The sequence below is a fragment of the Microbacterium paludicola genome, assembly GCF_015235415.1.
In the GTDB taxonomy this organism is placed as follows: Bacteria; Actinomycetota; Actinomycetes; order Actinomycetales; family Microbacteriaceae; genus Microbacterium; species Microbacterium paludicola.
This window is the reverse complement of record NZ_JADGLL010000020.1, coordinates 12,214-31,176: the sequence shown is the minus strand read 5'-3', so window position 1 is coordinate 31,176 and position 18,963 is coordinate 12,214. Positions and strand designations below refer to the sequence as shown.

Genomic DNA, 18,963 nt, shown 5'->3' with positions numbered 1-18,963 from the left:
TCGACAACATCCGTGGCCCCCCAAAGCGCAGGTCGAGTTCGCGCAATAGCCTGTTGTGCAATTCGTGCAGGCCTAATTTGGGTCAACGGTGCATTGCCGAAGCCGCTCGTCCGCCCGCTCGCTTGACGCAATGTCCGAGCCCTGACCCACAATGGTCGAGTGCCCGCCGTCGCCCAGGTTCTGGAGCTCGCTCAGCTCGTCGAGCGAGATACGGCGTGGCGCCTGCTGCGGTCCCACAACGGGGCCGTGATCGCCGGGCTGCTCGGGGTGCACCTCGGCGGCGACGAGAGGCGGATCGACGCGGAAGAGCTGTACGAGCGACTCGACGCCGATCTCGAGCGGCTCCGAGCGCAAGGCGTCGTGTTGCCGCTGAGCGGGAAGGGATACTGCGCCGAGTGGCGCGTGGCAGGATTCCTCGTGCGGCGGCCCTCCTCAGAGGCGCGCGGTGAGACGTTCGAGCTATCTCCCGACGCGATCGCCGGCATCCGGTTCCTGCAGGGACGGGCTGCACCTCGGTCGAGCGCGACGGAGTCGCGCCTCGCCAGCATCGCGGCGCAGGTGCGCAGGCTCGCGATCGACACAGATCCCGATGCCTCGGTGCGGATCGCGCTTCTCGAGGAGGAGATCGCGAGCATCGAGCAACGCATCGCCAACCTGCGATCGGGCGACGAGGGCGCACTCGATGCCGACCGCGCCCTCGAGCGCGTGCGGGACCTGCTCGCGCAGGCGGCGGATGTGCCCGACGACTTCGCGCGGGTTCGTGCGGAGTTCGAAGCTCTGAACGCCTCTCTGCGCGCGAAGATCGTCGAGTCCGACGTGTCACAGGTCGCGGTGGTCGATGAGGTGTTCCGGGGTATAGACCACATCTCCGAGTCGGATGCGGGCCGCAGCTTTGCGGCGTTCGCGCAGCTCGTCCTCGATCCGGCGCTCGGTGCGGCGTTCGAGGCCGACATCCGCCGCGTCCTCGACCGGGGATTCGCGCGGGATCTGTCATCCGACGAGCGCCGGGCGCTTCGTGGGTTTCTGGCGACGCTCAAGGGACGCAGTGCTGAGATCCACGACGTCATCACGATGTTCGCGCGCGCGTTGCGCCGCTACGTGCAGTCGCAGGACTACCAGCGCGATCGCGTGCTCCGCGGGCTCCTGCGCGAGGCGCAGCACGCCGGCGTCGAGGCGGCTCCGCATATCCGGCCATGGACGCCGACGTCTCTGACGCTCGATCTCTCGGCGGTCGCACTGTCGAGTATCGGCGCGGTGGACGTCCACGATCCCGCCGAGCTGGATGCCGCGGCTGAGGTCGCCTCCCAGGAGACAGCGGTCGCCAGTCTCGAAGAGCTGCGCGCGCTGGCTCGCGAGACCGAGATCGACTTCGATGAGCTCACCCGCAACGTCAACGACGTGCTCGCCAGCCGTGCAACGTGCACGGTGGCGGACGTCCTGGCCCGGTACCCCGCGACCCAGGGCGTCGGCAGCGTCGTAGGACTGCTGTCCCTCGCTGCCGAGCAGGGGACGGTCGACGACGAGCCTGAAGTGCTCGTCTGGCAGGGAGCGGACGGCGTGACGCGCGCGGCGCTCGTCGCTGCGCACCGATTCACAGGAGCAGTGGGATGACGGACGTCAACGAGACCGATGAGGCGATCGACGGACGCGAGGGGCTCTGGACCGGTGACAGCGGCGAGCTGCCCGATCGCACACGGCGTGTGCTGCTGAGATTGATTCGCGGCCCCTACCTCTCAGGAGCGCGCGAGGCGCAGCTCTGGGCAGTGCTCCTCAGCGACGAGCGGATCATCCGGTCCCGTCTGGCTGATCTCTTCCTCGAGCTCGTCGTCGACCGGGACAACGAGCTCGCCTTCGTCCGCAACGCCCCGTCCGACGAGGCCCCTCGGGCCGTGCGGTCGGAAGCGCTCACGTTCCTCGACACCGCGATGCTGCTCATCCTGCGCCAGACCCTGCTGAGTGAGGAGGGGCGAGGACGCGTCATCGTCGGAAAGGCCGAGGTCTTCGAGCAGCTCGCCGTGTTCCGCACAAGCGATCGCGACGAGAAGGATTTCGCGAGCCGGCTGAACTCTTCCTGGAACAAGATGCAGAACAAGCTGCGCGTGCTCCACGCGGTCGGCGACGACCGTGCGGAGATCTCACCGGTGATCCGGATGATCGTGGATGCCGACCAGATCCGCGCGATCACCGATGAGTACCAGAGGATCGCACGCGAGGGGCGCGACGGGATCCGCGCAGAGGAGACGGGCGTGGAGGACGATTCCGAATGACGATGCTCACGTTCCCCGACGATGAGGCCGCAGACGTCGAGCGCGTCGGACAGTGGCGGCTCGCGCGAATCGAGCTGGTGAACTGGGGCACGTTCTCGGGCCATGTTGCGATAGACGTGGCACGGCATGGCCATCTCTTCACTGGCGCATCCGGTTCGGGCAAGTCCTCGCTTCTCGACGCCATCGCGGCGGCGCTCACGCCGCAGCAGTGGCTGCGACTGAACGCGGCGGCGCAGGATGGCGCGTCTCGCCAGAGCGATCGCACCCTGATGAGCTACGTGCGCGGGGCCTGGAGCAAGGAGGCCGACGAGAGCGCCGATCGCGCTACGACCACGTACCTCCGCTCCAAGGCGACGTGGAGCGGCATCCTGTTGCGTTACGACAACCTGCAGGATGAGCCCGTCACGCTTGTGCGACTGTTCCATGCCCCGGGGACCCGCACCGAGCCGACGGCGCTGAAGGACGCGCGTGTCTTCCTCCGAGGTGACGTCGGACTGCTGTCCTTCCAGCCCCATGTTGAGGGTGGCATCGATGCGCGGCGCATGTCGAAGGCGCTGCCGGACGCGCTGATCACGACCGGCGGACGACACGGCCGCTTCCACGAGCGCGTGGTCCGCCAGTTCGGCTTCCGCTCCGACGCCACGCTGCAGCTTCTGCACCGCACACAGTCGGCGAAGAACCTGGGAACCCTCGACGCGCTGTTCCGGGGGTTCATGCTCGACCACCCTGGCACTTTCGCACGCGCCGACACCGCGGTCGAGCAGTTCACCGAGCTCGAGGCCGCACACGCACACGTCGTCGACCTCCGCAGACAGGCCGACGCCCTCCGCAAGATCGACGCGGCGATCACAGCATTCGACGACGCCGGTGCCGAGATGAAGATCGCCTCGGGGTTGCACGACGCCGTCGAGCCGTTCACCACGGCGCTCAAGCTCCAGCTGGCGCGGGACGCTGTGGGCCCGGCTCGGGCCGCGCTGGCTCGCGCGGAGGGTGCGCGGGCGGATGCGATGCGAGAGCAACGGCTCGCCGCCGAATCACTGGACACCGCGAGGGCACGGGTGCGCGACGAGGGCGGTGCGCGCATCGAGCTGCTGCAGGAGCGTGTCGAGGCGGCCGAGGAGAACGAGCGCACCGTCGCACGGGCGCGCGCTGCGCTCGCGCATGAGCTCGACCAGATCGGTGCGCCGATGCCGGCCGACGCGGCGCAGTTCGCAGAGCTGATCGAGGCCGCCACGACGGAAGCCGCGCGTGAGGTGCCGGCCGTCGCATACGACGTGCGGGATGCTGCGAGCGCGTCGCGCAAGGCGGTCGAGGACCTGGACGCGAAGATCCGCGCGCTGCGCGACCACCGCAGCAACCTCGACCCGAAGCTGCTCGCTGCCCGGCGCTTCCTGGCGTCGTCGTTGTCGCTCCCGGAGAAGGCTCTGCCGTTTGCGGGCGAGCTCGTCTCGGTCCGACCGGAACACGCCGACTGGCGAGGCGCGATCGAGCGCGTCCTCGCGCCTCTGGCGACTGTGCTGCTCGTGCGCGACGAGCACCTGGCCGCGACGCGCCGTGCCGCGGAATCGCGGTCGCTCGCGGTGCGCCTTGTCATCGAGGCGGTTCCGCACGCCGTAGACGAGCCTCGGCGCCCGAAGGATCCGCGCTCTCTGGTGCACCGTGTGAACGTGGCAGACGGCACCTTCGACGTGTTCCTGCGCCGGCGGATCGCCACAGAGTACGACTACGCCTGCGTCGACCATCCCGACGACCTGGATGACGTCGACCGCGGAGTGACGATCGGCGGGCTCGTCAAGCGCACCGCACGCCGTTACGAGAAGGATGATCGCGCGGCCGTCGGCGACGCGACCCGGTGGAAGCTCGGCGGGGATACGGCGGCGCGGCTGGACGCGCTGCTCGAACGGCGTCGCGCCGCAGAAGCCACCGCTCGGGCAGCGAAGGAAGCCGAAACGCACGCCGACACCGCACGCGATGCGGCGCGGACCCGTCAGCAGGTGTTCCGGCGCATCCAGATTCACACGTGGGACCGCATCGACACGGCGTCGGCCGCCGCTGTCACCCGTGAGCGGCGGGCCGAGCTCGATGCTCTGACCTCGGAGTCGGGCAGTCTCCGCGAGGCGCAGGACGCAGCGACTCGGGCGAGCGAGCGGTTGCGCGAAGCAGACGAACGGAGCACCAAGGCGCACGGCGATGAGGCGATCGCCCGTGATGCGCTGGGGCGGGTCACGACTCAGATCGCGGAGCTGGAGGCCGCGCCCGCCGCGATCCTGGACGAGTCCGTGCGGGTCGCGCTGGAGATGCACTTTCGCGCCGAGAAGCGCTCGCTCACCCTCGAGACCGCGGATGCTGTCGCCCGAGCCGTGCAATCGGCGCTGTCCCGGCAGAAGGACGCCGCGGCCGCGCGCATGGCGGATGCTGAGGCCGGATTCGCGGCACGTGCCGCCGAGTTCCGGCACGCCTGGCCGGCGGCATCCTCCGAGCTGACGGCCGAGATCGGCGACCGATACGGGTATCGCGAGCTTCGCGACGGCATCCTGGCGCGCGGACTGCCGGACAAGGAGGGTGAGTTCCGTCGGCTGCTGCGCGAGCGCTCGCAGGACGTCGTCGCGCACCTGCTAAGCGACCTGCGTGATGCCCCTGCGGCGATCCGCGAGCGTGTGCTGCCGGTTAACGCGTCCCTCGGGCGATCGCCGTTCGAGGGCGCAGACCGCTTTCTCGAGATCGATGTGAAGACGGCGCGTTCGCCCGAGGTCGACGAGTTCCTGACCTCGCTGCGGCGCATTGTGGAAGGGAACTGGGCTGACGAATCGGCCTCGGGCGCCGAGCAACGGTTCGCGGTGCTGCAGCGGGTGATCGGTCGGCTCGGGTCGAAGGATCGGGTCGACGTCGACTGGCGTTCCCGTGTGCTCGACACGCGGCTCCATGTGAGCTTCCTGGCACGCGAGAAGGACCTGGCCGGCCGAGTGGTGCGCGTGTACGACTCCGCCGAGGGGCTGTCGGGCGGGCAGAGGCAGAAGCTCGTGATCTTCTGCCTCGCGGCCGCCTTGCGTTATCAGCTGACCGAAGAGGAGAGCGATGTGCCGGGCTTCGGCTCCATCGTTCTCGATGAGGCCTTCGACAAGGCGGACAGCCGCTACACGCGCAACGCGATGGATGTCTTCCGCGCGTTCGGCTTCCACATGATCCTGGCCACACCGCAAAAGCTGCTGCAGACCCTCGAGCCCTATGTCGGCGCGATCACGTCCGTGTCGAATCCGGAGCGCCGCGCGTCGCGACTGGCGAACGTCGTCTTCGACGTGCCGGAACCGGAGGCCACTTTCTCCCGGGCCGCGGAGTCCCACGCGTGACGGCACCGGTGGAGGTGGCCGACCTCCGCGCACGCGCGAAGCGGGTGTTCGACCGTGACGCGCGAGAGTGGGCGGCGACGGGCGTGCACGGCGCCGCCATCGACGTGCCGTTGCACCCGCCGACCGAACGCCTGGCGCTCGCCGATCTCGAGGCGACGCGCGCCTGGGTCGAGAGATGGCGGGCAGTAGGACGGGACGGCGATGTGATCGTCGAATGGGCCGGCCGCAGCTGGGCGCGGATCGGATCGCAGGAGGTCCCGGTGCGCGCCGTGGTCCGCGGGGCTAGGGCGATCGCGCGCGTCGCGGGGGAGACCGCCGCCTGGAACCTGCTGCTCGCCCGCGCAGCTGCGCTTCGGGAGACTCTCGGTGAGAGTGAGGACGTCCGGCGAGCGCTGCGCTCCCACGCGCGCACGATCGCCGCGCTCGAGGAAGCCGACTTCGGACGCCTCCTGGACGTGCTCGTGTGGCTGCGTGACCATCCAGGCTCAGGCCTTCTGCTCCGCGAGCTGCCGATTCGCGGCGTCCACACGAAGTGGATCGAATCGCGTCGGGGCCTCGTGGAGACGCTCCACCGGGTAGGAACCGGTGCGTCGGGGCTCGGTCTGCGCGAACCCGCGCCGCTGGTGCGGCTGCGTGTGCTCGACCCCGCGCTCGCCTTCGGCGGTTTGACCGACGTCTCGGCACCCGTCGACGAGCTCGCCGCACTGCCGATCCGACCAGTGCGGGTGTTCGTGTTCGAGAACCTCGCCACGGTGCTCGCGATGCCGGACGTCCAGGGCGGCATCGCGATCCACGGCGGCGGCCACCGCGTCGACCTCGTGGCGCGCCTGCCGTGGGCACAGCGCGTCGCCTACTGGGGCGATCTCGATTCCCATGGGTTCGCCATCCTGCATCGGCTGCGCATGCACGGCGTCGACGCGACCTCGGCGCTGATGGACGTCGAGACAGCGCTCGCGCACCGGGACCTCTGGGGGCTGGACCCGGAGCCGAACACGGCCGTGCTGTCATCGTTGACCGGCGAAGAGAAGACGACGCTTCAACTGCTGAGTGCCGAAGGAAACGTGCGCCTCGAACAGGAGCGGATCCCTTGGGGGTACGCGCTCGACCGGCTGGGGTTGCTCTAGTTGTGGTGCAGTCCCCGCATGGGTACCGACGCCCAGGTCCCTCCGAGAGCCCCAGTCCGGGTCATCCCGGTGTCACTCGCCGGGAGCGCCTCCGGGGCCGCCGCCCATGCCTGAGCCGGCCTGCTGGGTGACGCTGCCGGCATAGTCGTTCGTCGGGTCGCGGTAGATGGTGTGAACGTGTCCCCATCCGGAGGTGGAGACGCCGTCGACGTCGGCGCCGGCCGATCCCTGCTGGGCCTGGAGCGCGATGTAGACGTTGGGACCGGAGATCGAGAACGAGATGCCGTCGCCGGTGGTCATGTCGTAGCTGGTCTCGCCCGACCAGGCGATGACGGTGTCGTCGAGCGTGGCCTCGATCTCGGTGAGCGCCGTGGCCGTTGACTGCTCGTCGGCCATGCCGGCCCAGTTCGAGATCAGGGCGAGCAGCAGTTGCTTCTGCTCGTCGGTGAGGTCGGCGCCGGTGAGACCCGAGCCGGTGGAGAAGTCGCAGGTGTCGCCCGGAGCGCACATGCTCACGTCACCCGAGGTGAGCGTCGCCTGCTGCTCGGCCGTGAGGCTGTCGAAGAACGCGAACGCGTCGGTGTAGATGCCGTCGAACGGCTGAACGGTGTTCCCGTCGGCGTCCGTGTAGACGGCCGGCTGCACACCCAGGTGGGTGGGAGCGAAGGTGACCTCGTCGGTGGAGCCGTCGAGCGTGGCGTTGATCCCGAGGTGGTGCCCGCCGAACTGCACCTCCCAGGCGCTGGTGTCAGACGGATCGCCGAAGAACGCGATGTAGTACTGCCCAAGCGAGCTCTCGGTGCTCGAGCTGTTCTCGAGCAGGTACTGGTCGCCGCCCATGATGCCGACGACTGTCGCGTACGCCTCGTCGCTGAGGAGCGACTCGAGCACAGTGAGCGCCGCCTGTCGCTGTTCCTCCGTGAGGTCGGCGAGGTTCAGCCCCGCGCGCTCGACGAAGGTCACCGGGAAGTTGCTCCAGGAGGTCGTCTTGGTGTCGTCGTCGTAGGCGTAGAGCAGCGTCTCGTGCTGCTCTACGGTGAGGGTGGCGATGAAGGCGTCGGCAGCGGACGTCGTGCTTGCGATCGTCTCGGCGGTCGTCGCCGCGTCGGTCGTCTCGGACGACGCGGTGGTGTCGGTCTCGGCCGTGGTCGTCTCGCTCGAACTCATGTCAGTGGTCGTCGACGAGGCGGAGCTCGACGGACTGCTTGCCGCGGGCGTGGCGGAGGCGCAGCCGGCGAGGGCGACGGACAGCGCGATGGTGGATGCCGCGAGCAAGGTGGCAGTGCGGCGGCGCAGGCGGGAGGGTTTGGAAGGCATAGGCGCGGGGTTCATGTCTGCGACGGTACGAGGCCTCCCGGAGCTGGATCTCTGGCGAACCTATGAGGTTTCTATGCCGCAGCATGCTCCGGCCGAGTGCGGAAACCCCGGTCAGAAGAGCCTTCTGGCCGGGGTTTCGTGCGTTCTCCGGCGATATCGCTGCGCGTCACTGCTCGTTCATTGAAACGAGTCAGACTGCCCGGAGCCTGTCAAATGGTGTGTGTAAGGGGTGGGTCTCCTTACGAAAGGAAGCACCACATTGGCGATCGACAAGCAGGCGCGTGAAGCGCGCCGCAACGCTCAGGAAGAGCGCGCGAAGCGTCTCGAGGAAGCAGGCGTCTTCGACGACCTGTTCGCGAAGATCGACTCCGGCGAGATCCAGCTCGACGGTGACGGCGGGTTCATCCAGGAACTGATCAAGCGGGGCCTGGAGCGCGGGTTGCAGGCGGAGCTGACCGATCACGTCGGCTACGAGAAGGGCGACCCCGAGGCGCACGTGTTCCCGAACTCCCGTAACGGGTCGTTCCCGAAGACCGTGGGCACGAGCGTCGGCGATGTCGAGCTGCGCATCCCGCGGGACCGGGACGGGTCGTTCACGCCACGTCTGGTCCCCACCGGCAGCCGCAGGCTGTCGCAGCTGGACGAGATGATCGTCTCGCTCTACGCCGGCGGGATGACCGTCCGCGACATCGAGCACCACCTCGCCTCGACGGTCGGGACGGAGCTGTCGCACGAGACGATCTCGAACATCGTCGACGAGATCGCCGATGAGGTCCTGGCCTGGCAGTCGCGCCCGCTGGAGGCGTTCTACCCGGTGATCTACCTGGACGCGCTGATCGTGAAGGTCCGCGACGGCGGGCACGTGCGCAACAAGGCCGCGCACATCGCCGTCGGCGTCGACATGGACGGGATCAAGCACGTCCTGGGCATCTGGATCCAGGCCACCGAGGGCGCGAAGTTCTGGGCGGGTGTCTGCGCCGAGCTCGCCAACCGCGGCGTCCGCGACGTCCTGATCGTCTGCTGCGACGGGCTCACCGGGTTCCCCGAGGCGATCGAGGCGACCTGGCCCGATTCGATGGTCCAGACCTGCGTGGTCCACCTGATCCGCAACGCGATGCGGTTCGTCGGCTACGGGCAGCGCAAGGCCGTCGCGGCCGCGCTCAAGCCGATCTACCAGGCCCCGAGCGCGGACGCTGCCGAACGCGAGCTGGAGGCGTTCAAGGCGTCGCCTCTGGGGCAGGCGAACCCGCACGCGGTCGCGGTGTTCACCGACGCCTGGGAGCGGTTCACGCCGTTCCTCGCGTTCCCGCCCGAAGTGAGGCGGGTGATCTACACCACCAACGCGATCGAGTCGCTGAACTACCAGCTGCGGAAGGTCACCAAGAACCGCGGGCACTTCCCGAACGACCTCGCGGTGGTGAAGCTGCTCTGGCTGGCGATATGCAACATCGAAGACAAACGCGCCCGCGACCGCGAGAAGGAACGCGGCCTCGGCCGCGGCGCCAAACGCAAGGCCGAAGGACGCCTCGTCGAAGGGCAGGTCGTCACGAACTGGAAGAAGGCCCTCGAACAGCTCGCGATCGCCTTCCCCGACCGCGTCCAGCCCTACCTCTAACACCCCCGAGGCACCGCCCCCTTACACACACCATTTGACAAGCTCACTGCCCGCCCACCCTCTCTGCCGAACCAGAGGAAGTCATGCCCGCTACCCGCGTTCCCGCCTCCATCTTCCTGACCGGTCTCGCCGTGCTCACCCTCGCCGGCTGCGCCGCTCCCGCCGGATCCGCCGACCCCTCGGCCTCCGTCGATCCTGCCGCGGAAGCACCCGCCACGGCGCTCGAGCCGGCCACGATCACGCTCTACACGTCGGAGCCGCAGGAGAAGGCCGACGCGCTCGTCGCCGCCTTCAACGAGATCCACCCCGAAGTGACGGTCGAGATCTTCCGCGCCGGCACGGGCGACCTCACCGCGCGCATCGCGGCCGAGCAGGAGTCGGGCGACATCGGCGCCGACGTGCTGCTCGCCGCCGACGCCGGCACGTTCGAGAACTACGCGGCCGACGACCTGCTGCTCGAGTACACGCCGGCCGATGCGGACAAGCTCGACCCGGCGCTCGTGGACCCCGAGGGCTTCTACACGGGCACGCGCATCATCCCCACGGTGATCGCGTACAACACGAGCCTCATCACCGAGCCCCCGACGTCCTGGGCCGACCTGACGGACGCGGCCTACGCCGACAAGATCGTGATGCCGAACCCGGACGTCTCGGGCGCCGCCGCATACAACGCCGCCGTGTGGCTCGACGAGCCCGCGCTCGGCGAGGAGTGGCTGACGAAGCTCGCCGCCAACAAGCCCGTGATCGCCGACAGCAACGGCCCGGTGTCGCAGGCGGTCGCGACCGGCACGCAGCCCGTCGGCATCGTCGTCGACTACCTCGTGCGCGAGCTCGCCGCGCAGGGCTCGCCGATCGCCGTCGCCTACCCCGAGGAGGGCGTGCCGTTCGTATCGCAGCCCGCGGGCATCTTCGCCGACACCGAGTCGCCCGAGGCCGCCCAGGCGTTCGTCGACTTCCTGATCAGCGCCGAGGGTCAGACGCTGGCGGTCGAGCAGTCGTACCTCCCGGTGCGCTCGGACGTCGGCACCCCGGAGGGCGCGCCCGCGCTCGACGACCTGACGATCCTGGCTCCCGACCTGGAGACCATCCGCTCGACGCAGGACGCCGCCGTGGAGACGTTCCGCGACCTCTTCCTGAAGTGAGTCTCCCCGTCCGCATCGCGGGTCCGGCCCTGCGCCGGGCCCGCGATGCGGCGCGGCCGGATGGCCTCACCGGGCTGAGCGCGGCCGCGTGGGTCGCACTCGCCGCGCTCGTGCTCGCGCCGCTCGCGGCCGTCGTCTTCCTCGCTGCGAGCCGGCCGCAGCTCGCCGTCCTCGCCGAGCCCGAGGTGCTCGAGGCGGGCGTGAACAGCTTCACGTCGGCGACGCTGTCGGCGCTGCTGGCGGTGGCGGCCGGGACGGCGCTCGCCATCCTGATCGAGCGGTCGGATCTGCCGGGACGCCGGGCGCTGCGGCTGTTCGCCCTCAGCCCCCTGCTCGTGCCGCCGTTCGTCGGAGCCATCGCCTGGCTCGGCATCGCCGGCCCCGCGAGCCCGCTCAACCTGTGGTGGCGCGGGATCACCGGCCAGCCCCTGTGGTCGGTGTACGGCGGCGACGGCGTGGTCATCCTGCTCGCGATCCACAGCTGCCCCGTCGCGCTGCTCGTCGTCTCGGCGGCGCTGCGGCGGGTTCCCGCCGACCTCGAGCAGGCCGCGCGGATCGCCGGGGCCGGGCCCCTGCGCGCGCTCGCCACCGTGACACTGCCGCTGCTGCGACCCGCGATGCTGTCGTCGTTCATGCTGATCGCCGTCGGCAACCTCGCCGACTTCGGCATCCCGTCGATCATCGGCCTGCCCGAGCGCTTCACGACCCTCGCGACGCTCGTCTACCGCTACCTGCAGTCGGGAACGATCGACGATCCGCTCGCCGTCGTGGCGACGATCGGCACCGTGCTGCTCGCGATCGCGGCACTCGCCCTGGTGCTCGACACGCTGATCGGCCGCGGCGGCTGGGAGCTCGACGCCTCGAGCTCGCCGCCGACCCTGCTTCCGCTCGGGGCGGGGCGGCTGCCGATCGCGGCGATCGCGTGGGCTGCGGTGCTCACCACAACGCTGCTGCCGTTGCTCGCGCTGCTCGGCCAGACCCTGCTGCGTGCGCCCGGACTTCCGTACACGCCCGAGAACCTCACGCTCGACAACCTGGGCCGTGCGCTCTCGTCGCCCAACACCGTCGCCGGGGCGGGCAACTCGATCATGCTCGCGGCGCTGGCGGCGGTGCTCTGCGGCGTCATCGGCCTCGCGGTCGGCGTGCTCGCCACCCGCACGCGCCTCGCGGGGCGTCGCGGGCTGCTCGCCGTCTCGACCCTGCCGCAGGCCATCCCGGGGCTTGTCATCGCGGTCGCGTGGCTTGTGCTCGCGCCGCGGATCGGCCTGTTCAACACGCCCTGGATCATCCTGTGCGCGTACGTGACGTCGTTCGTGGCGCTCGTTGTGCAGTCGGTCATCGCGCCGCTGTCGGCCACGCCGGCGAGCGCCGAGGAGGCTGCCCGCGTCTCGGGTGCCGGGCGCCTGCGCGCGCTCATCGACATCTCGTGCCGGATGGCGCTTCCCGCCGCGGTGTCCGGTGCGGTGGTCGTGGCCGTCACCGCCGTGCGCGAGCTGACCCTCTCGGTGCTGCTGCTCTCCCCGGGCTCGCAGACGCTCGGCGTCGTCATCTTCAACCTGCAGCAGGCGGGTGCGTTCAACGCGGCGTCTGCGCTGTCCCTCGTGGTCGCGGTGCTCGGCCTGGCCGTGCTCGGCCTCGCCACCCGCCGGGCCGCCTGATCGGAGCGCCATGTCTTCCGTGTCCCTCTCTGCCGTCTCGGTGCGCTACCCGGGCGGATCCGTCGGTCTCGACGCCGTGGACCTCGAGATCGGCGACGGCGAGTTCGTCGCGCTCGTCGGCCCGTCCGGCTCGGGCAAGACGACGCTGCTGCGCACGATCGCCGGGTTCCTCAGCCCGACGAGCGGAGCGATCCGGATCGGCGGAGTCGCCGTTGCGGGGGAGGGATCCTTCGTGCCGCCCGAGCGTCGCGACCTCGGCATGGTCTTCCAGCAGCACGCCGTCTGGCCGCACTGGAGCGTCGGCCGCAACGTCGACTACCCGCTGCGTCGCGCGCGCGTGCCGCGGGCCGAGCGTGAGCAGCGCGTCGCCGGCGCGCTGGAGATGGTGGGCCTCGAGGGCTACGCGCGGCGCGACCCCGCGACGCTGTCGGGCGGGCAGCGCCAGCGGGTAGCCCTCGCCAGGGCGCTGGTGTCGCGGCCCCGCGTGCTGCTGCTCGACGAGGCGCTGTCGGCGCTGGACGAGCCCCTGCGCGACCGGCTGCGTCTCGAGCTTCACGCCCTGACGCGCGAGCTGGGGCTCACGGTGGTGCACGTGACGCACGACCGATCCGAGGCGCTCGCCCTCGCCGACCGCGTCGCGGTGCTCGAAGCAGGGGCGATCCGCCAGGTAGCACCGCCGGAGAAGCTGCTGCGCGAGCCCGCCGACCCGTTCGTCGCGCGCTTCCTGACCGATGCGACCGTCGTGGCGGGCGCGGCCGAGGCCGGCTGGTTCGAGGCGGAGAGGCATCCGCTTCGGCTGCCCGCGGACGGGGTGAGCGGCCGCGTGGAGGCGGCCATCCTGCCCTCGGACGTCGAGCTCGTGCCGTCGGACGAGGGAGCCGCCGTTGTGCGCTCCTCCCTGTTCACGGAGCGCGGCGGCGACGTCGTCGTCGACTGGGACGGGATCGCGCTGCGGGCGCACACCACCGGCATGCGCCCGGTCGGCGGCGCGCGGGTGGATGTCGTCGTCCGCCGCGCGCGGTTCTATCCGGCGGATTGACCCGCTCCGGCGGGCGCCGCCTCGGTGGATCCGCGGGCCAGCGCGTCAGTGCGTCGCGTCGACGTGCGCGCGGGCCGCCTCGCGCACCGCGTCGAGCGATCCGGTGTCGACGGATCCGGTCTCGGCCTCGCCGACCGCCTCGGAGGTGGCGAAGTTGTGCACGACCTCGACGAGGTCGAGGAGGAACTGCGCGCGTCCGGCGGCGTCGAGGGGCTTCAGCTGCTGTTCGATCTCTGCGGCGAGCATTGTGTCGAGTGCCATGGGAGCGACGTTACGACCGCACCGGGCGCCGCGCGAGGGGGTTGCGCTCCGCGCCGGGCCCTGTCAGTTGTCCGCGCCGCGCGACTGCTCGCCCGGCCGAGCGCGGCCGGCTGAGTCCGGACCGCCGCCCGGCGACGAGGATTCGGATTCAGTTCAGCGCGATTACCGCGATGTTGAGGGTCGAGGCGAAGGCGAGCCAGATCGCGTAGGCGATCATGATCCCCATCGCCAGGCGCGACCATCGCGCGGCGGTGATCACCAGCCACACCACGACGCCGAGCAGGACGAGGATGATCGCCGCCGCGATCCACCACGCCGCCTCGCCGATCAGCGGGAAACCGCCGAAGAACGTCGGCGTCCATGCCGCGTTGAGCACAAGCTGCACAGCCCAGCCGGCGAGCCAGGGGCGCGCCGCGTTAGGCCGGTCCGCGCCGCGCCGGCCGCGTCGCCAGACAAGGAAGCAGGCCACGGCGATCCCGGCGTACAGGACCGTCCAGACCGGGCCGAACACCCCGTTCGGCGGGGTCCAGGGTGCCTTGGCCGCCTCCGCGTACCAGCCCTCGACGTTGCCGATCGTCACGAGCGATCCGCCGGCCGCCACGATCGTCACGGCGGCAAGCAGCACCGCCCCGACGGCGACCTGGCGTCCGACCGAGGGTGCTGCGGCGGCGGTGCGGGGGTCGGATGAGCGGGGCGTCATGCCGCGACGGTACGCGAGCCGAAGGCAGGCCGGGAGGGGATTGCGCTCGGTCGCCGCGCTGGTCCAGGGTGAGCGTGCGGGCGCCGCGACCGAGCCGCCCGGCAGAACCCGTCGCGAGAGGAAGGACCGCGTGCCCGAATCGCCCGAGGTGGATGCGCTCGCCGGATTCGTGCGGGCCAACGCGGTCGGACGCGTCATCCGCGAGGTCGAACTCGAGGAGTTCCGCGCGCTGAAGACGCGCGCCAGGCCCCTCACCGAGCTGAGCGGCCGCACCCTCGCGGGAGTGCGCCGCTTCGGCAAACACGTCGCGCTCGACACGGACGGCCCAAGCCTGCTGATCGGCTTCGGGCGCGCCGGCTGGGCACGCTGGGCCGAGGAGCCGGGGACGGATCCGGATGAGGCGCCGCCCGTGATCGTGCGCGTCACGTTCGAGGACGGCGCCGAACTCGCCCTGACCGACGCGGGCGACTGGCTGTCGCTGAACGTCTCGGTCACCGACGACGCGACGAGCGAGCCGTCCGTCGCCAAGCTCGGGCCGGATCCGCTCTCCGACGCATTCACCCGGGAGGCGTTCGACGGCATCGCGAAGGGCCGGCGCAAGCAGCTCAAGGCCCTGCTGCAGGAGCAGGAGTCGCTCGCCGGCATCGGCAACGCGTACTCCGACGAGATCCTTCACGCGGCCAAGCTCTCGCCCGTCGCGCACGCGGCATCCCTCACCGACGCCGAGCGGGACCGCCTGTACGCCGCGATCCGCGACATCCTCGGCGGCGCGTTCGCCGCCCGCCGCGACGTGCCGCTCGACCGGCAGAAAGCCGAGAAGGTCGCCGCGATGCGCGTGCACGGCCGCACGGGCGAGGTCTGTCCCGTGTGCGGCGACGAGGTGCGCGACGTGCCGGCGTCGAAGGGGAACGCGCAGTACTGCGCGACGTGCCAGACCGGCGGGGTTCCGCTCGAGGGGTGACCGGGGCTGTGCCCAGGGGCGGGGTGGCAGACTCGACAGGATGACCTCCACCCTGCTCGACGCCGTGCGCGCGACCGACGGCTCCGCCGACGGCATCTACGACGCCTTCGTCGCATGGGCGGGGGAGCGAGGGCTCAGCCTCTACCCGGCGCAGGACGAGGCGGTGATCGAGCTGGTGTCGGGAGCGAACGTCATCCTCGCCACTCCGACCGGCACCGGCAAGTCGCTCGTCGCCATCGCCGCCCACGCCGTGGCGATGGCCGAGGGCGGACGTACGTATTACACGGCGCCGATCAAGGCCCTCGTGAGCGAGAAGTTCTTCGCCCTCGTCGACATCTTCGGCGCCGAGAACGTCGGGATGGTCACGGGCGACTCGTCCGTGAACCCGGATGCGCCGATCGTGTGCTGCACCGCGGAGATCCTCGCGAACCTCGCGCTGCGGCAGGGCGCGGACGCGGACGTCGCGCAGGTCGTGATGGACGAGTTCCACTACTACGGCGACGCGGACCGCGGCTGGGCCTGGCAGGTGCCGCTGCTGCTTCTGCCGCGCGCGCAGTTCCTGCTGATGTCGGCCACGCTCGGGGATACGAGCGAGATCGAGGCCGACCTCCGGCGGCGCACCGGACGCGAGACGACGCTCGTCGCCGGCGCGGAGCGTCCCGTGCCGCTTCACCACACGTATGAGAAGCGCGCCGCGCACGAGCTCGTCGAGAAGCTGCTCGAGGAGCACGAGACCCCGATCTACATCGTCCACTTCTCGCAGGCCGCGGCGATGGAGCGGGCGCAGGCGCTCGCGAACGTGAAGGTCTCCACACGCGAGCAGCGCGACGCGATCGCCGAGGCGATCGGCGGGTTCCGCTTCACCACGGCCTTCGGCAAGCAGCTGTCGCGCCTCGTGCGGGCGGGGATCGGCGTCCACCACGCCGGCATGCTCCCGCGGTACCGGCGCCTCGTCGAGACCCTCGCGCAGCGCGGCCTGCTGCGCGTGATCTGCGGCACCGACACCCTCGGCGTCGGCATCAACGTCCCCATCCGGACGGTGCTGATCTCGGCGCTGTCGAAGTACGACGGAACCCGGATGCGCCGCCTCTCGGCGCGCGAGTTCCACCAGATTGCGGGCCGCGCCGGGCGGGCGGGCTACGACCCCTACGGCAACGTCGTCGTGATGGCCCCGGATCACGAGATCGAGAACGAGCAGGCGCTGCGGAAGGCCGGCGACGACCCGAAGAAGCTCAAGAAGGTGCAGCGGAAGTCGGCGCCGGCCGGGTTCGTCTCCTGGAGCGAGGCCACGTTCGACAAGCTCGTCGACGCGATTCCCGAGCCGCTGACCCCGCAGCTGCAGATCACCTCGGCCATGATCATCAACGTCATCGGCCGCGGCGGGGACGTGTTCGGCAACGTCCGCTCGCTCGTGTTCGACAACCACGAGCCGCGCGCGCGGAAGTACGCGCTCGCCCGCCGCGCCATCGCGATCTTCCGCACGCTGCGCGATGCCGGCATCGTCGAGGTCACTCCCGCGGGGGACATCCGGCTCGTCGTCGAACTGCAGCCGAACTTCGCGCTCAACCAGCCGCTGTCGCCGTTCGCGCTCGCGGCGATCGAGCTGCTCGATCCGGATGACGCCCCCGGCGCCGCGGGGACCGGTCACTACGCGCTGGATGTCGTGAGCGTGATCGAGGCGACGCTCGACGATCCGCGCGCGATCCTCAGCCAGCAGGAGTTCAAGGCGCGCGGCGAGGCCGTCGCCGCGATGAAGCGCGAGGGGATCGAGTACGACGAGCGGATGGCCCTGCTCGAGGACATCACCTACCCGAAGCCGCTCGACGAGCTGCTGGCGCAGGCCTTCGAGGTGTTCGCGACGAGCCAGCCGTGGGTGCGCGACTTCGAGCTGAAGCCGAAGTCGGTCGTGCGCGACATGTTCGAGCGGGCGATGAGCTTCGCCGAGTTCACGAACTGGTACCAGCTCGGCCGCAGCGAGGGCCTCGTGCTGCGGTACCTCAGCGACGCGTACCGCGCGATCCGGCAGACGGTTCCCGCCGAGGCGCGCACCGAGGAGCTGCTCGACATCATCGCGTGGCTTGGCGAGCTCGTGCGTCAGGTCGACTCGAGCCTCGTGGACGAGTGGGAGGCACTCGTGTCGGGCGCCGACGCGCACGGATCGGACGAGCCGGTCGTGCCTCCCGCGCCGCCGTCCCTCGTGCAGAACCGCCGCGCGTTCACGGTGCTTGTGCGCAACGAGCTGTTCCGCCGTGTGCAGCTCGCCGCGCGCGAGGCCGACGACGAGCTCGTCGAACTGGATCCGGATGCCGGCTGGCCCGAGGCGCTGGACGCGTACTACGACGAGCACGAGTCGATCGGCATCTCGGGCGCCGCGCGCTCGCCGCAGCTGTGCCGGATCACCGAGCACGGCCCGGATGGCGACCGCGAGGCCTGGACGGTCGAGCAGGTCATCGACGACCCGGCGGGAAACCACGACTGGCGCATCCGCGCCGAGGTCGACCTCGCCGCGTCAGACGAGGCGGGTGCGGCCGTCGTCCGCGTGACCGAGGTCGTGCGGCTGTAGTCGCCGCGGGGGATCAGGCGGGCAGCGGCTGCGCGCCGATCACCGACAGCAGGCGCAGCTTCTCGTGGCTCTCGGTGCCCGGAGCCGCGGTGTAGACGAGCAGGGCGTGCGACTGATCCGGATCCAGCAGGCGCTGGCACGTGAGCTCGAGCAGCCCGAGCTGCGGATGCATAAACCGCTTGACGTCGCGAGGTCGCAGGCCGACCTCGTGGGCGTCCCAGGCCCGGCGGAACTCGGCGCTGCGCTCGAGCAGCAGCGCGGCGAACTGCGCGGCGCGCGAGCCGGGGCCGCGCAGCGCCGCGAGCTCGCGCAGGCCCGAAGCGTACAGGCGGGTGAGGAACGTGTGCTCCTCCGGCGCGTACAGCCGTCGCGCCGCCGGATCGGTGAACCACCGGTAGCCGATGCTGCGGTCCGGCCCCTGCAGGCTCGCGGTGTCGCCGGTCAGGGCGACCCCGAGCGGGGTCTGCCGCAGCGTCTCGCCGAGCTCGGTCACGATCTCGGCCGGGGTGTCGGACAGGCGGTCGAGCACCCGCAGCAGGCCGGGGCTGACGTGCTCGCTCGATGCGCCCCGCGACGGCGGATGCTGGCCGGCGAGCCGGTACAGGTGGTCGCGCTCGTCGAGCGTGAGGTGAAGGCCCTGCGCGATCGACCCGAGCATCTGCGGCGAGGGATGCGGCCCGGTGCCGCGCTCGAGGCGCGCGTAGTAGTCGGTCGACATGTGGCTGAGTGCCGCGACCTCCTCGCGCCGCAGCCCGACGGTCCGGCGACGCGACCCCGGGCGAAGGCCGACGTCCTCGGGCTGCAGCGCCTCCCGTCGGCTGCGCAGGAATGCGGCGAGCCCCGTCCGATCCATCGATCCCCCCATCGTCGGCTGCTTCGTTTCTACCCTGCCGTCGGTTCCTCAGCCAGGCATCGCCGGTCACCCCTGCGCGCGGCTCGCCCCTCGGCCGGATGCGGATGGGTGAGGAG

General features: G+C 70.7%; 14 protein-coding genes. 10 read left to right on the top strand and 4 right to left on the bottom strand.

Annotated features, from left to right (window positions below; genetic code table 11):
* Nucleotides 1-159: 159 nt before the first annotated feature.
* The 4 genes from IR155_RS09370 to IR155_RS16245 are packed head-to-tail and all read left to right on the top strand — an operon-like array spanning nucleotide 160 to nucleotide 6,738.
* Complete coding sequence (locus IR155_RS09370; RefSeq protein WP_135114576.1) at nucleotides 160-1,611, top strand: DUF3375 domain-containing protein; 1,452 nt, start codon at nucleotides 160-162, stop codon at nucleotides 1,609-1,611.
* Nucleotides 1,608-2,267 carry a DUF4194 domain-containing protein gene (locus IR155_RS09365; RefSeq protein WP_135114575.1) on the top strand — a complete coding sequence of 220 codons (660 nt, stop codon included), beginning with the start codon at nucleotides 1,608-1,610 and terminating at the stop codon, nucleotides 2,265-2,267. Before IR155_RS09370 ends, IR155_RS09365 begins: the two co-directional genes overlap by 4 nt.
* Nucleotides 2,264-5,614: an ATP-binding protein gene (locus IR155_RS09360; protein ID WP_135114574.1), complete on the top strand. Its 3,351-nt coding sequence runs from the start codon at nucleotides 2,264-2,266 to the stop codon at nucleotides 5,612-5,614. Before IR155_RS09365 ends, IR155_RS09360 begins: the two co-directional genes overlap by 4 nt.
* Nucleotides 5,611-6,738 (top strand): DUF3322 domain-containing protein, encoded by a 1,128-nt coding sequence (locus IR155_RS16245; RefSeq protein WP_135114573.1) that lies wholly within the window; start codon nucleotides 5,611-5,613, stop codon nucleotides 6,736-6,738. Before IR155_RS09360 ends, IR155_RS16245 begins: the two co-directional genes overlap by 4 nt.
* Before the next feature lie 72 nt (nucleotides 6,739-6,810).
* On the opposite strand, the gene IR155_RS09350 is transcribed toward IR155_RS16245, so the two are convergent.
* Nucleotides 6,811-7,905 carry a DUF3500 domain-containing protein gene (locus tag IR155_RS09350; protein WP_228066959.1) on the bottom strand — a complete coding sequence of 365 codons (1,095 nt, stop codon included), beginning with the start codon at nucleotides 7,903-7,905 and terminating at the stop codon, nucleotides 6,811-6,813.
* 409 nt (nucleotides 7,906-8,314) lie between these two features.
* Between IR155_RS09350 and IR155_RS09345 the strand changes: the two genes are divergently transcribed.
* From IR155_RS09345 to IR155_RS09330, 4 genes are all read left to right on the top strand, one after another.
* Nucleotides 8,315-9,670, top strand: a complete 1,356-nt coding sequence (locus IR155_RS09345) for an IS256 family transposase (protein WP_135114571.1) — start codon at nucleotides 8,315-8,317, stop codon at nucleotides 9,668-9,670.
* 83 nt (nucleotides 9,671-9,753) lie between these two features.
* Nucleotides 9,754-10,812 carry an ABC transporter substrate-binding protein gene (locus IR155_RS09340; protein ID WP_135114570.1) on the top strand — a complete coding sequence of 353 codons (1,059 nt, stop codon included), beginning with the start codon at nucleotides 9,754-9,756 and terminating at the stop codon, nucleotides 10,810-10,812.
* Nucleotides 10,809-12,470 carry an ABC transporter permease gene (locus tag IR155_RS09335; protein ID WP_233441164.1) on the top strand — a complete coding sequence of 554 codons (1,662 nt, stop codon included), beginning with the start codon at nucleotides 10,809-10,811 and terminating at the stop codon, nucleotides 12,468-12,470. The genes IR155_RS09340 and IR155_RS09335 overlap by 4 nt, the downstream gene beginning before the upstream one ends.
* A 10-nt stretch (nucleotides 12,471-12,480) precedes the next feature.
* Nucleotides 12,481-13,509: an ABC transporter ATP-binding protein gene (locus IR155_RS09330; RefSeq protein ID WP_135114569.1), complete on the top strand. Its 1,029-nt coding sequence runs from the start codon at nucleotides 12,481-12,483 to the stop codon at nucleotides 13,507-13,509.
* 45 nt (nucleotides 13,510-13,554) lie between these two features.
* Here IR155_RS09330 and IR155_RS09325 read toward each other — a convergent pair whose 3' ends face one another.
* Together IR155_RS09325 and IR155_RS09320 are read right to left on the bottom strand one after the other, a co-directional pair.
* A complete protein-coding gene (locus tag IR155_RS09325; RefSeq protein ID WP_135114568.1) occupies nucleotides 13,555-13,770 on the bottom strand; it encodes a hypothetical protein in 216 nt (71 codons plus the stop codon).
* A 148-nt stretch (nucleotides 13,771-13,918) separates the two neighbouring features.
* Nucleotides 13,919-14,470, bottom strand: coding sequence for a TspO/MBR family protein (locus IR155_RS09320; RefSeq protein WP_135114567.1), 552 nt, complete (start codon nucleotides 14,468-14,470; stop codon nucleotides 13,919-13,921).
* A 130-nt stretch (nucleotides 14,471-14,600) separates the two neighbouring features.
* Between IR155_RS09320 and IR155_RS09315 the strand changes: the two genes are divergently transcribed.
* Both IR155_RS09315 and IR155_RS09310 read left to right on the top strand, forming a co-directional pair.
* The gene (locus IR155_RS09315) at nucleotides 14,601-15,431 is read left to right on the top strand and encodes a DNA-formamidopyrimidine glycosylase family protein (protein WP_135114566.1); all 831 of its coding nucleotides are present in this window, start codon (nucleotides 14,601-14,603) and stop codon (nucleotides 15,429-15,431) included.
* A gap of 40 nt (nucleotides 15,432-15,471) precedes the next feature.
* Nucleotides 15,472-17,994 carry a DEAD/DEAH box helicase gene (locus IR155_RS09310; protein ID WP_135114565.1) on the top strand — a complete coding sequence of 841 codons (2,523 nt, stop codon included), beginning with the start codon at nucleotides 15,472-15,474 and terminating at the stop codon, nucleotides 17,992-17,994.
* A 13-nt stretch (nucleotides 17,995-18,007) separates the two neighbouring features.
* Here IR155_RS09310 and IR155_RS09305 read toward each other — a convergent pair whose 3' ends face one another.
* Nucleotides 18,008-18,847: a helix-turn-helix transcriptional regulator gene (locus IR155_RS09305; protein WP_135114564.1), complete on the bottom strand. Its 840-nt coding sequence runs from the start codon at nucleotides 18,845-18,847 to the stop codon at nucleotides 18,008-18,010.
* Nucleotides 18,848-18,963 lie beyond the last annotated feature (116 nt).